Below are 13889 nucleotides of genomic sequence, written 5' to 3' on the forward strand. Positions count from 1 at the left end.
TGAGGCTGCGTGAGCGCTACGCTAAACCCACGTCTTGCCTGCGGCGTTGGACTTCAGTTTGTGTTTCTTGACCGCGTCCTTGCAGAATCGGCAAGCGGTCTGTTTCGCCTTCCCGTACGTCCAGGCCGTGATCTTCCCGCCCTTGCTCCGGCCGATCTTGTTGTTGTATTGGTCGGCTTTGGAGTCTCGCTTGGCGGCCTTGGTTTTTCCGGCCTTCTTCTCATGGGCGTTGCCGAGAGCCTTGGCCAGGGAGGAACCGACCGCCCAGGTCAGCATGGCTTGCCAGATGCAGTGACGGTAAGCGTTCTGCTTCGCCTTGTTCGAGTACCTCTTCTTGGCCTCGCCGAGAGCCCAGTGCGTGATGTACACCATGTCCCCGCACCACAGCAGGAACAGGGCGCAGATCGCGGCCTCGGGAATGAGCCCGTTGATGCTGTAGTTCCCGCTGATGTCGTAGCAGTTCACCGGATCGGCGAAGCAGTAGTCGTAGGAACTGGCGTTTCCTCCGACGATGCGGTCGACGGAGAGGAAGCGTCCTGTGCTCGCGTCGTAGAGGCGGACACCCATGAGCGTGACAGCGCTCGGCGTCTCCGACGAGCGCTGCTCTCCACCGAGCCAGCCGTAACGGGCTTCGTCCGTCCCGGGGAGGAGGTTGCCGTACTCGTCGTAGGTGTTGACGACGGGGGTCGTGGCGTCCACCAGAGGGATCTGGGTGGCTACGTCACCGTGGATGTTGGTGAGCTGGAGGACCACGTCACCGGCGGAACCGGTGGTGGCGATCAGGCCACCGGTCAGGTCCGACAGGTTCCGGGAGATCCTGTCGTCGCCCTCGTCGATCCACACGGGGCTGTCTCCGTCAGCCCCGTAGTGGTTGCGGACGGTTGCCGAGGTGGTCCAAGCGCCGCTGTCGTCCTGGTTCTCGGTCGTGTACGAGGCGAGTCGTCCGGCCGCGTCGAGGTCCCAGGTGGTGCGCTTGCCACGTGCCGTGATCTGGCGGACCAGGTCGTTGGCGTAGTAGGAGTTCTGGGCTCCGGTGGCCTGGGACGTGGTCCGGCCGAAAGCGTCGTAGACCGTCCCGGTGGAGATCAGCCGGTCGGCGCTGTCGTAGGACGAGTCGACCGTCCTGGTGGTGGGGGCGCCGCCGTCCACGTCGTCGATCGCGGTGACCAGCGATGTGCGGTTGGTGTTGTCGTCGAATCCGTAGGTGCGGTGGGTGGTGACGCCGGTTTGGGTGTCATCCGCATGGGTGAGGCGACCGGCCGCATCGTAGGTGTACGCCTGGTACGCGCCACCGCCGGTGTAGGTGGTGCGGGAGACGACCTGACCGTGGATGTTCTCGCTGATCGACTCGCCCTGTACGGTCCAGCCGGACTCCCAGTGCCAGTAGCGCGACGTTTCGCTGCCCGTGGGGTCCAGGTTGAACTCGACGTCCATGTTCCACGGCAGCTTCTGCTGGTAGAGGCGGCCGTCGGAGTCGTAGGAGCCGGTGACATCGCCGATGGCGCCCATGACGGAGTCGTGCACCCGGGTCGGCAGACCGGTGAGGCTCTCGTAGTCGTACGTGATCTCCGAGGGAGCCGAGTCGGACCGCTTGGTGACCCGGTCGCGGACGTCGTACTCGGTACGCGTGACGTTGCCGGCACCGTCGTCGTACGAGATCTCACGGCCGAGCTTGTCGGTGACGTGGCGGACTGTTGTGGCTCCGTCGGACATAGTGGCCACTTGCCCGTTCGCGGCGTCGAACGTGAGGGTCTGCGTCGGTACCGCGGTGCCGATTCCGCCGCTCACCTGGACCTGCTTGCCGCGGCCGGCCGCGTCGTAGGTGGTGACGGTGGTCCGAGTCACGCCGTTGGCTGTTTCGGTGGTCTTGGTGATGTTGCCCCAGCGGTCGTACTCCAGGGTCTTGGTGGGCAGCTCATCGGGGTTCGATCCACCGCCGGTGATCTTTCCCGCCGGGCCGCTGGAGCAGAGCAGGTCCGCCCACTCGGGGCGTCCCGAGCAGGTCCCGGTCCCCGTGGCGGACCAGTACTGGGACACCACCGTTCCGGCGTCCGAACCGTTGGACTTGGGCTGCACGTTCTTGGTGACGCGCCCCTGGGCGTCGTAGGCGGAGGTGCGGGTCAGCTTGAGCCCGCTCGGGTCCGTGGTGGTGCTGGTGGGAAGCCCCTTGACCCAGTCGTAGGCGGTGGTGGTGGTGCGGATGTCACCGTCGGTCGGATATCCCTCGACGAACGCACCGGTCGTGCTGGTGGTCGCCTGGTCGGAGACCAGGGCGGAGCCGTCGGTCGGGCGGCCCTCGTCATACCGGGTGACCGTGCGTTCCCGCGCGGGCACCTGGGTGCCGGCCGGTATGGCGGGGCTGTCGGCGTCGCCCTGCAACTGCTTGGTCAGGGTGATCAGGTGGAGTGGTCCCCGCTCCTCCAGCATCCGTCGGCCGTCGGCGGAGTACTGTGCCACCGTGGCCAGCTTGTACGCGCGTTCGGCCGGCGAGTCGGAGAGGATGCCGAGTTCGCTCTGCGTGTCGACCTGGTAGTCCATGCTGCCGAGCGCGAGTTCCCGGTTGGTGGCTCCCAGCTCGAAGACCACGTTGCCGTACACGTCGTACTGCGTGGTGGTCAGGTGACGGCCGGGCAGGCCGGTGTTGACCTGGAGTCCGGAGGCGTTGGTGTAGGTGGTGGTCGCCTTGTCGTAGTCGTCTGCGGCGAGGTCGCTTCCGTTGTGGGAAGCGGGCACCTGGTCGGCCGGGAACAGGGCGGTGGCGTCCGTGGGCGCATCCGTCTGTCCCCAGGTCTTCACGTCGGCCGCGGCCACCTGGTTGGGCGCCTTGGTGCCGGAGAGCGGAACGTCGTAGACGAGGGAGACCGCCGCCTTGCCGCCGTCGGTCTGGTCCGCGCTGCCCGGCTTCAGAGTGGGCCGAGAGGCGGACAGCAGCATGCCGTCGCCGGCCACCGAGCCGGCGCCGGCCTTGCCGTACTCGAAGGTCCACGGCAGCTCGCCCGGCGGAGTCTGGGTGACCACGCGTCCCGCACCGTCGTAGGTGTAGGCCGTCTTCAGCGCCGGGGAGACGCGCGGGTCCCACTGCTCGCGCAGCCGGCCCGATGCGTCATAGGCGTACGTGGACACCACTGTGGCCGTGGCGTTGGCCGCGCCGGGATCGGTGGACCAGACGCGGATGCGGGAGACCTGCCCCGCGTAGTCGCCCAGCGTGCTCCCGGTCGCCGTGGTGGTGGTGGCGTACTGGTACTCCAGAATTCTGCAGCCCTTGGTGGAGGGGGTGTTGGCGCAGGTGTCGTTGCTCACCGCCGAGGTGGGTGCGATGGCGTACTTCGGGCGGGACAGCACCTTGCCGTCCACGGTGACCTTCTCCGCGATCAGTGAGGTGGTGGAGTTTTCCGTGGAGAGGGAGGTCTTCGTGAGCTGCCAGGTCGTCGCGGAGGCGTCGATCCTGGCGAACTGCGAAGTCACACCCTCGGTGTCCTTGAGAGTGAAGGAACCCGCCAGGCTGCCGGTCAGCGTGAGGGCTTCGGCTCCTTCTTCGGGCTTCCACCCACCGCTGCTGGTCGCGGTGAAACCGGTCTCCTGACCCTCGATGTCCACCAGCGCGACAGAGGTGCTCGACGTCTTGCGTATGTAGAGCGACTCGGAATCGGAGAGTTCCGCAGCGGTGCCCGCGGTCCACTGAGGACCGAAGATGGCGACCTGCCCCTCCTGCTGTCCTCCGTCTGCGGGACGGCGGGAGGAAGCGGTGCGGCTTGCCGTCAGACCGAAAGCCGAGCTGTCCGTCGCGGAGAGAACGTAATCGCCGGTCAGCATGTTCACGTCTCCCGGGCCGGCGGCCTCGGTCGGCGCGGCGCCCGCGTTGCGGTCGACTGTGACGGAGGTGGCCGGAGAGGCGTCGGTGCTGGAGCCGTCGGTGAAGACCGCACGGAGCTCTATCGAGCCGTCCTCGGTGAGGCTGTCGGTGATGTTCCACACCAGTGCCTCAGGCAGGCCGCCGGTGACAGGCGCCGGCCAGGCGGCGAGGGCCGTGTCGTCCGACTTCCGGCGCACGTCGGCGACCGGGACATCCTTCCAGGAGTCCGTCTCGCCACGCCGGTACTGGTAGCGCACCCCGGTGTCGGCGGCCTTGCCCTGGCCGGTCAGCACGGTCCGCCGCGCCGGGCGGTCCCCCTGGGCCGGGGTGAGCAGTGCCGCACCCGAACCCGCGTAGAAGGTGAAGGCGGAGGAACCGGAGACGTTGCCCGCGGCGTCCTTCGTGCGGGCGGCCAGGGTGTGCTTGCCCGCGCGGAACTCTGGTTCGGCCGTCACCGCCGCACCGGTGGTGCTGATCGACTGCCAGGCTCCGCCGTCCAACTGCCACTGGACTTCCTTGACGTCCGCCGCCGGTGGAGTGAGGGTGAAGCTGCCGCTGAAGTCACCGTTGTCGTCCGGGCTGCCGGACCACTGGCCGGCCGGGAAGTCGCTGGAGGCGATCGTGGTCCCGGCGGGAGCGGTGGTGTCCACCGTCAGGGTGCGGAAGCCCGACCAGGCACTGGTGGCGGATCCGTCGCCGGACCGTACGCGCCACTTGTAGGAGCCTGCGGGGAGGGCGGTGGGCGTCCAGTTGGCCTGGGCTCCGGAGGCGACCGCGGCGCTGTTGCCGGTGCGCAGCGCGGATGTGCCGGTGGACGTCCACACCTCGTAGGCGAGGGTGACCTGCGAGCCGTCGCCGTCCAGGGCCTTGGCCGACAACGTCGGGGTGGTGTCGTTGGTGGCCGCGGCGCTGAGCGGGGCTACGAGCGTCGGGACACCGGGCACCGAGTTGTACGTGACTGACAAGTAGGGGGTGTTGGTGGAGGCGTTGCCGGAGTAGAAGCGCTTCCAGCCGTAGGGGTCGGCCTCGTCCGTGGCGCGCAGCCCCAGGTGGTTGGTGCCGTTGCCGTTGGCCGCCCACGACTTCGCGAGGCTGGTCACATCAGCGCTGACCCAGCCGTCATTACAGGCGCTGGAGTAACCCTTCGTCTGATTGCTGGTGGCGTATTGCGTTCCCCAGGTCGGCTGCGCCGTCCAGCGCGAAGAGGTACTCGCGGCGCCGGTGGACCAGACCTCCCAGCTCTTGGCGGTGCAGGACCACGAGTGGTACGCGAACAGGTTCAGCTTGGCCGCGGTGACCTGTTTGCCCGTGATGCTCTTCATCGGGAAGGACAGGAACGACCGCGCTGTCTGAGAGGAGCCGTTATTGCCGATCTTGAGATCCGTGGAGGCCGACTGATCGGTGGTGTACCCCTCCTGCACGAAGGTGTCGAAGCTGGTCCCCACATTGATGGCGGGGTCGATCGTCACCGGGAACCGGGTCGAGGTGTCGGCCAGGAACTCGGCGTCCGGCGTCAGGGTCAGAGTGATGACGTCGCCGGCCTGGGCCACCTTCACCTTCACCCGGGCGGTGTTCCGGTGCTCACCGGATCTGGCGTCCACCTGCGCGTCCCACATGACCGGCGCGGGCAGTACTCCGACGGACTTGCCCTTGGCGTCGGTGAAGGAGACCGAACCGTCCTTGTCCGCCTTCGCCTTCACACCCTTGGCAGTCAGGCTGTAGGTGACCGCCCCGTTCGCGTCGACGGCGCTCCGGTCCTTCAGTTCGAGGAACTGCTCGTAGCCGGTGCGCGTCGACTCGATCAGGAGGTCCGTCGAGGGCAGGGCGTCGCGGTAGCGGGCGACGTTGTTCTCCTTGCCCTCGATCGCCGGTGCTGGCAGGGCCCCGAACCAGCCCAGCTGCATCTGCTGCCCGGCGCGACCGTCCAGCGACACCAAGGGGACGCCGGCCGAACCGGTGGTCTCGCCGGTACTCCTCAGTCCCTTGGGAGCCGCACTCTTACCACCCAGGAGCAGCCCGTGCGGGTGCTGCCGGGCGCTGACGGAGCCGTTCGACAGCTTGTGCAGGGAGACATCGATGTCCTGCCAGCGACCCTGGTCGTCCTTGAAGCGGATCGGTCCTGCGTACGCCTGCTCGGTCACCGAACCGTCCGGGTTCACGTAGACCGTGGACGTCTCGGTCCGGGCGTCCAGTGCCTCGATCCGGCGGTTCTGCAGCTTCGCCTTCAGCCGTGCGGCGGCCACCGAACCGGCCGTCGCCGACCCGAGATCTCTCCCCTGTCCGCCCTGGTCGGAGGCCGGTGTCTCGAGCCCCATGGCCATCGCCGTGTTGGTGCTCCCGACGATCACAGCGGCCTCGAACGCCATCGCCAGCGTGAGCGCTGCCGCTACCGGGCGCAGACGTCTTCGTCGAGGTGCAGGAAGGAAGGGCTGGGTGGACGGACTGTCCGGTCCACGACCCAGCCCAAGGAACGTGGCTATCAAGCTCACTCCTTGCAACGGTACGGGTTCATCCCGCAAACACCGAAGATCTTCACACGGTGCTTACATGTGTAAGCCGTTGCGAATAAAAGTGATCACTTTCTAGCCAGAAGTTGGCAGATAGCGGTTGCTGTCGCTCCGAGAGAAGTAGGGCTCAAGGTCACATGAAGAGATAGGGCATGCGTGAGCGGGCAACCGAGTCGATCCTGGCATCTCGCCGGACGGTGCCGTGCCGCAGGCGGTCACATGCAGGGGCTGTCGCCCCGCACGGTGACCCCTTCCCGGTGGACCTGTCTCAGTCCGAGCAGCTGGCCGCGGCCCCGTCGGCCGAGGAGGTGACGGACACTCGGTAACCAGCTCCGGTGTCGAACTCGGGTCCGGCCTTGCTCTCTTCCGCGTCGAGGATCTCTTTGGTCAAGAAGTAGACGTCCAGCATCGCGGCGTTGTCCGCTTTGCCGCGGGTGAAGCACAGGTTCGTCGGCTGACCCGCCTCCGACGACCGTCGGGTGGCCGGAGAGGGCGTCCAGCCTTCGCGCTCCGCCGCGGCCCGGTAGTGCTGTGTCACGTCGGCTTTGTCGCCGGGGAAGACGTACGTGTGCTCCGCGTAGAGCTGAGCCTCGCCACTGTCTTCCCAGCAGCCGGCGTCGAGGCCCTCGAAGCCGCGGGGCTCGACCGTCCCTTGAGGTCGGGAGTCGAGAACGTCGTAGGACTTCAGCTCGTCGACCCGGCTCTCGGTACCCTCGCAGTCCGAGACGGAGGCGGCGTCAGCCGCAGCCTGGCATCCGGTGAGCGCTCCCGTTGACACGGTCATCAGGAGGAGAACGGCATGCAGGCTGGTTCCCTTACGAGATGTCAAGTCGACTCCTGTGGCGGACCCGGCAGGATAGCTGGCTGCGCCATTCGATACCCGATATATGCGGTTGGTGACACTACCACTAGTTCCATCGACCGTGATGGGAATCCAACTTCGGCTCTTTCAAGTGCAGTTGCTTCTCCCGGGACGTCAGACCCGCTCTCACCCGAATCGCCCGGTCGATGTGGCCAGGGCGATCCTCATCACACCTGCGAGGTGATCGACCGGCCGTGCGGGAGAAGGAGTGAGCCGAGCGCCGGTCATCCCGCATCTAACGGATCTGTCTGTGAAGAAGTAAATTCGTCCGCCTTTCCTGCATTTTGACCGATTCCCCGGTGCGGCCCGAGACCCTGTCGCGCGGTACGACGCGGTGGGCTGAGCGCGGGACAGCGAGAGGGGACGGTGGCGCCGGCGGTGGGCCGTGGCCGAGCGGTTGCCGGAGGTGAGCACTGAACTTGCGGGTGTCCCCGTCGGCTTCGGCCGTGCGACGACCGCTTCGCGACTGCCGAGGAACGGCCTGCCCTGCACAGGGCCCGGGATGAACCTCCGAGCATGTGCCGGCCCGCTCACCGACGGTCGTCCGCCCCCTCGTCGAGGCGATCCGAGACGACCGCCACCCACTGCGCCGAGCCGCGCACGGTGCTCACCCTCCACTGAGCGGTACAAGCCCGTACGCCGGCGAGGTGTGCCCAGGTCGTACGAGGTGGTCCCGGACCAGGCCATGCGCAGTGGCGACTCCACGATTCCCTGGACCGGACCGGGCAACTCGTCCCGTTGTGACAGCGGCGGAGCGGTACAGGCCGCGTCCACGGTGAGTCGGGATGGGATCGTGCGGGGTGTCTGAGCGCGACAGCAGGGCGGAGAGTTGAGAAACCCGCCCCGACCTGTGCTCGTCCAGGAGTCGCTCGGGCCGACGCCCTTGAGAAGCTGCACAGGGGAAGCCGAACCCCTCCTGGCTCGCATACACGCAGGTCAAGAGGGGTGCGGCGGTGGTGGTTCCGAAGCCTCTCAGATGTCCCGGGAGAGACCAGCCAAGGCGGTGACCTGCGATGTCCGGCCGTTGCAGGCAGCTGACCTGCATGAATGTCCTTTCGGTTGTTTCAGGCTTGCACTGGCTGATGCGGCCGGAAGTCCCAGGAAAGTCCCGGAGAACTGCCCTTGCTCATGGCCGCCCACCCTCCAGGCGCCATAACGGGCAAGGCCGAGGACGAAACCTGCCGTGAGGCCGAGTGGCACCCGTCGCCGCGCTCCGTTTCCATCCACGAGCTGTCGAGGAACGGGCTGGGCCTGCCGTGCCAGAAGACGTCCGCGCTGTCGCGTGCGCGGGCCGTGGCCACGTTCCCGCACGAGCAGATCGCGATCTCCTGCCGGAAGCGCCCATGCTCACGGTGCCGTGGCTCGGGGAGCCGACGTCGGGAGATGCTCAGTTCACAGCGGTCCGGTGCCTCCTCCGACGCAGAGTCCGGCCAGACGCCCTTGACGCCGAAGGAGGTCCTCGACACCGGCTTCCGGCCGTCCCCGGAACGCCAGGGCATCGAACCCACCGTGCTCCTCCGGGGCCGGCCCGATTTCCTCCCGGGCACGTCCCCCAGGAACCGAAGCGCGTGCAGCGCATTGGACTTGCCCGCTGCGTCCGGGCAGACCATCACGGCCAGCGGTCCGGGCTACGGCGGTGGAGGCGAGGACTGCTCCTGCTAACGAGGTCTTGAATGCCAGGTTCATGACCACCCTTTCCCATTGTTGCGCGTTGGTATCTGTGGAAGCGCGGTCATGGTCCCGCCTCCTGCTGCCCGGGGCTTGACCCGAGATCGTGGACACCGGTTCGTGCCGCGGTGGTCAGCGTGACTGATCGTTTTTCAAAGGCGTTTCGGGCTGATCCGGCCGATGCAGGAGTGCCTCCTCCTGGTGTCCTGGCGGGTGGCCCATCGGAAGGGGCCGCTCGGACGTCTGGCCAGTGTTCCCTTCCCTGAAGCGTCTCGCGTGTCATGGCTGCGCCACTGACTTCGGCTCGCCAGGTTCGGTGAAGTCCCTGATGGGCCTGGGGCGGTGGCTGTATCCCGTGGTGTGTGAGATATGCGGATGGGGGCGGGCTGACTGTCGCGGGACGTCGGCGCCGTGAGTCGGTGCGGATGCAGGCGGCTGAGTTGTTCGAGCAGAAGATCAAGCCGTTGGAGGGCGCGGCGCCTGTGGGGGAGTCGGGAGTCGGCCTATCAGCGGCGCCAGTTGTGACGGGACGAACGTGGCCAACAGCCCCACCGCGATCCCGGCGAGCAGCGTGCGCGCGACCGTCATGACACCGCCCGAAAATCACGGTGCGATCGGCGGCCTGGTGGCGGTCGTGCTCTGCGTCGGGTCGGTCGCGCTCAACTTCGTCGGCGTGATGCCGCTCAACGCGACAGCCACCGACTCGCTCGTCGCGGCGGGTCGCCGCGAACTCCCTGGCCGGGGTGCGGCTCTACATCCTGATGGGTGGCGCGGCGCTCGTCGCGGCCGCAGTGCTCGCGACGGTGCTGGTGCGCAGGCGCGGGTGAGTCACGTGTCCAGCCGGGCGGCGATCCCGTCGAGGACCATGCCGAGGAGCCGTTCGAACCGCCGGTCGCCGTCGTCGTGGAGGTGCCCGGCCTCCTTGACCAGTGACGCACCTTCGCCGAGCCAGGCGTCGCGCTGGTCGATCGAGTAGCGCGACGGATCGGTCCCGGCGGCCTGGCGCCTCTCCTGCTCCTCGATGACGAAGCCGACGACGAACGCGGTGACCAGGTCGATGGCGTCGTCCGCGTCGGTGGGCTTCCAGCCGGACGCGGTCCAGCGTTCGAACAACGGCTCCTTCATGCGGACCACGTCCGGGTCGGTGATCCGGGTGCCGCTGAAGATGCGGGCCCCGTCGCGGTGGAGCAGGTACTCCGAGCGCAGCACGCGGGAGTAGGCGGCGAGGTCGTCGCGCCACCCGTCGCCCGGTGGGACCGCGGCGAGGGCGCCGGCCACGCGGCGCATGACCTCGGTGGCCATTTCGTCGAGCAGCTCCTGCTTGTTGCGCACGTGCCAGTAGAGGGCGGAGGCGCGGACGTCCAGCCGGGAGGCGAGCGCGCGGACGGTGAGGGCGTCCATGCCCTGGTCGTCGAGGAGTTCGAGCGCCGCCGTGACGATCTGCTCCCGGGTGATGCCCTTGGTCATGATTGACACCTTAACAGTGTTCAGGCATGCTGGCCAAGGCGCTGAACTTAGTTAAGGAGAGCCCGTGATGAGTGCTGCAGTCGTCACCGCCCCCGATGCGTCGCCCGTCTGCGCCGACTTGCCCGAGCCGACGGTTCCGCCCGGTTCCGGGCCCCCGCACCTCGCCGGAGCCGGCCTGGACAACAACGTGCGCGGGCCGACCACCTGGCGGCACTACGGCCGTGGCCGGCTGAGGTATCCGCCGGTACGGGCGACTGGTCTGCACCGGGTGCGCGCGTCCGCCCTTCGGGACGATGGCCGAGCGGCTGGTCGTTCCCTTCCAGGCGGAGGTCCGGCGGGGGCGGATCCACTCGTGATCGCCGCGGGCATGAACCCCGGCCCGTCGGGCTGGATGGTTCTCACCGCGCGACGCAAGGAAGTGGGGGCGTTGGGCACCGTGCTGGTGCTGGGCGCCACGGGATGTCGGGCAGCCTCGCCGTGCAGGGGGCGCTGGCGTTCGGGGAGGAGCTGGAGCGGCTGCGCGGCGCAGGAGCGACGACCGTGTCGCCGGCCCAGGAGGGGCCCGACGGTCTGGAGCAGGCTCTGGCCGATGCGGTGTCCGAGACGTCGCCCGGTCTCGTGCTGGACTGCCTGTGGGGCCCGTCACCGAGGCCGCCTTCGCCGCGCTGGGCCGCAGCGGCGAGGACACCGAGGCGAATACGGCCTACGTGTGGATCGGCTCGCTCGCGGGCCTGGAGGCGTCGCTGCCCGCGGACCTGCTGCGCGGCCGGCGAATCCGGATCACCGGGAGCGGCGTCGGATCGCGGTCAGCCGGGGAGACGCTCGCCGAGGCGCCCGAAGTCATGGCCCGCTTCGCCGTCGGGCCCCTGCAGCTGCCCTAGATGTATTGCCCTGAGCCGGGTCGGTGAGGCATGGGCACACACCGGCCGCAGCCGCGCCGTCGTCGTGCCGGATTGAGCCATCCATTCACCAGAACGTGATCGGAGAAAGGAAAGCCATGCAGAAGAGGGCATTAGTGGTGGGGCTCGGGATCGCGGGGATGTCCGCGGCGATCGGGCTGCGCCGGGCCGGTTGGACGCCGGTGATCGTCGAACGGGCGCCCGAGCGGCGCACCGGGGGCTACTTCATCTTCATGTTCCCGGAGGGTGTGCGGGCCGCGGCCGACCTGGGGATCGCCGACCACCTGCACACCCGCAACCCGGAATGGCGACCGGGCGGGAACTCGTGGTCGGTGGATCGCCGGGGCAGGCGGAAGCCGGCTCTGGGACTGCTGGACGCGCCCAGCGGGCTGGCAGCGGTGCTGCGCAGCGACATCGAGGCCGCGTTGTGGCAGGGCATCACCGGCGACGGGACCGAGGACGCGGTCGAGGTGCGGTTCGCGACCACTCCGGTCGAGATCACCGAGGGCGCCGGCGGCGTGCGGGTCCTGCTCGAGGACGCCGGCACCGGGAAGCAGTACCGCGAGGACTTCGATCTCGTGGTCGGCGCCGACGGGATGCGCTCGAGCGTGCGCCGGATGGTGTTCGGTCCGGACGAGGACTACCTGGCGAACTGGAAGGCGATGATCTGCGCGTTCCAGATGAAGGAGCAGGTGCCTTCCTACGAGGCGAGCGACAGCATCATCGTCTCGCGCCCCAAGCGTGCGATGTGGGTGTTCGGACTCGCCGACCACGCGCCCTGCGCGTGGCTGACCTACCGCACCGAGGACATCCCGGACCGGTTCGCCGGGTCGTCGATCGAGCAGGTGCGCGCGGCCTTCTCCGGGATGGACGACGACCCCGTGGTGCGCCACGTCCTGGACTCCCTGGAGCAGGCGCCTGACCACGTGTTCGACTCGATCCACCAGGTGAAGATGGACCGGTGGAGTACGGGGCGGGTCGTGCTGGTGGGGGACGCGGCCTGGTGCATGAACACCTACTCGGCCATGGGCTCCTCGTCCTCGCTGCGCGGCGGCGCCGCACTGGGCGCGGCCCTGCAGGAGCACCCCGGCGACCTCGCCGCCGCCCTGGACGCCTGGGAGTCCGGCCTGCGTCCCTACATCACCAGCCAGCGGCGCTCCGCACGGATCAAGCAACAGCGGTTCGTACCGTCCAGCCGCCCGGCCCAGGTGCTGGTTTCGGGCGTTCTCGATCTGCTCCGCAGGGTCGTCCACCGCCGGCTGGCAGCCGAGTTCACCGCGGCGGCGGCCGCTGTCCCGTCCGGCACGGCGCGGTGACGGCCATGCGGAAGAGGGCGTTGGTGGTGGGGCTCGGGATAGCGGGGATGTCCGCGGCGATCGGGCTGCGCCGGGCCGGTTGGACGCCGGTGATCGTCGAACGGGCGCCCGAGCGGCGCACCGGGGGCTACTTCGTCGGGCTGTTCCCTGAGGGCCGGCAGGCCGCGGTCGACCTGGGCATCGCCGACCACCTGCACACCCGCAACCCGGAACGGGCGGCCGGCACGAGTGCGTGGTCGGTGGATCGCCGGGGCAGGCGCAGGCCGGCTCTGGGATTCCTGGACCAGCCCGGAGGGCCGGCAGCGGTGCTGCGCGGCGACATCGAGGCCGCGCTGTGGCAGAGCATCACGGGTGTCGAGGTGCGGTTCGCGACCACTCCGGTCGAGATCACCGAGGGTCCTGCCGAGGTGCAGGTCCTGCTCGAGAACGCCGGCACCGGGAAGCAGTACCGCGAGAGCTTCGACCTGGTGGTCGGCGCGGACGGGATGCGCTCGAGCGTGCGCCGGATCGCGTTCGGTCCGCACGAGGACCACCTGACCACGTGGAACGCGATGATCTGCGCCTTCCAGCTGAAGGAGCAGGTGCCCACGTACGAGGCGAGCGACAGCATCATCATCGCGCGCGCCAAGCGGGCGGTGTGGGTGTTCGGGCTCGCCGACCACGCGCCCACCGCGCTGCTGACCTACCGGACAAGGGACATCCAGGAGCAGTTCAGCGGGTCGCGGGTCGAGCGGCTGCGCGCGGTCTTCTCCGGGATGGACGACCCCGTGGTGCGCCACGTCCTGGACTCCCTGGAAGAGGCCCCTGACCACCTGTTCGACTCGGTGCACCAGGTGCGGATGCCGCGGTGGAGCACGGGGCGGGTCGTGCTGGTGGGGGACGCGGCCTGGTGCATGAACCTCTACTCGGGCATGGGCGCCACGTCCTCGCTGCGCGGCGGCGCCGCACTGGGCGCGGCCCTGCAGGAGCACCCCGGCGACCTCGCCGCCGCCCTGGACGCCTGGGAGTCCGGGCTGCGTCCGTTCATCACCAAGCACCAGCGCACCGCGCGGCTCAAGCAGCAGATGTTCGTCCCGTCCAGCCGTCGGGCCGAGGCGCTGCGCTCGGTCCTCGTCGGTCTGGCCCGCAGGATCCGCGGCCGCCAGCCGGCGACGGAGGCGGGCGGGCCGCAGGCCATGGCGCGGTCCGGCACGTCGCGGTGACGACGGTGTCCGCGTCGACGAGGGACGATCCGTGTCGCCGGAGCCTGGTGCGCTGCGGGCATCGTGGTGGCCGGGGGGCTCGCGCCCCCGCTCGTGACGGATTCGGCCCTGCCGG

The 13889-nt window shown here is 68.8% G+C and carries 6 protein-coding genes; 3 read left to right on the forward strand and 3 right to left on the reverse strand.

Annotated features, from left to right (window positions below):
• Positions 1–21: 21 nt before the first annotated feature.
• The 3 genes from ACIA6T_RS08900 to ACIA6T_RS08910 form a co-directional block, all read right to left on the reverse strand.
• The gene (locus ACIA6T_RS08900; protein WP_399445865.1) at positions 22–6219 is read right to left on the reverse strand and encodes a DNRLRE domain-containing protein; all 6198 of its coding nucleotides are present in this window, start codon (positions 6217–6219) and stop codon (positions 22–24) included.
• A gap of 409 nt (positions 6220–6628) precedes the next feature.
• On the reverse strand, positions 6629–7144 hold the full coding sequence (locus ACIA6T_RS08905; protein ID WP_399445866.1) for a hypothetical protein: 516 nt from the start codon (positions 7142–7144) through the stop codon (positions 6629–6631).
• Positions 7145–9718: 2574 nt separating this feature from the next.
• A complete protein-coding gene (locus tag ACIA6T_RS08910; protein WP_399445867.1) occupies positions 9719–10357 on the reverse strand; it encodes a TetR/AcrR family transcriptional regulator C-terminal domain-containing protein in 639 nt (212 codons plus the stop codon).
• Positions 10358–10989: 632 nt separating this feature from the next.
• Between ACIA6T_RS08910 and ACIA6T_RS08915 the strand changes: the two genes are divergently transcribed.
• The 3 genes from ACIA6T_RS08915 to ACIA6T_RS08925 all read left to right on the forward strand — a co-directional run bounded on the left by ACIA6T_RS08915 (position 10990) and on the right by ACIA6T_RS08925 (position 13774).
• Complete coding sequence (locus ACIA6T_RS08915) at positions 10990–11238, forward strand: hypothetical protein (RefSeq protein WP_399445868.1); 249 nt, start codon at positions 10990–10992, stop codon at positions 11236–11238.
• 116 nt (positions 11239–11354) lie between these two features.
• A complete protein-coding gene (locus ACIA6T_RS08920; RefSeq protein ID WP_399445869.1) occupies positions 11355–12572 on the forward strand; it encodes an FAD-dependent monooxygenase in 1218 nt (405 codons plus the stop codon).
• 5 nt (positions 12573–12577) lie between these two features.
• The gene (locus ACIA6T_RS08925) at positions 12578–13774 is read left to right on the forward strand and encodes an FAD-dependent monooxygenase (protein ID WP_399445870.1); all 1197 of its coding nucleotides are present in this window, start codon (positions 12578–12580) and stop codon (positions 13772–13774) included.
• The last annotated feature ends 115 nt before the right edge of the window (positions 13775–13889 follow it).

The organism is Streptomyces sp. NPDC051740, from assembly GCF_044453165.1.
GTDB lineage: Bacteria > Actinomycetota > Actinomycetes > Streptomycetales > Streptomycetaceae > Streptomyces > Streptomyces atrovirens.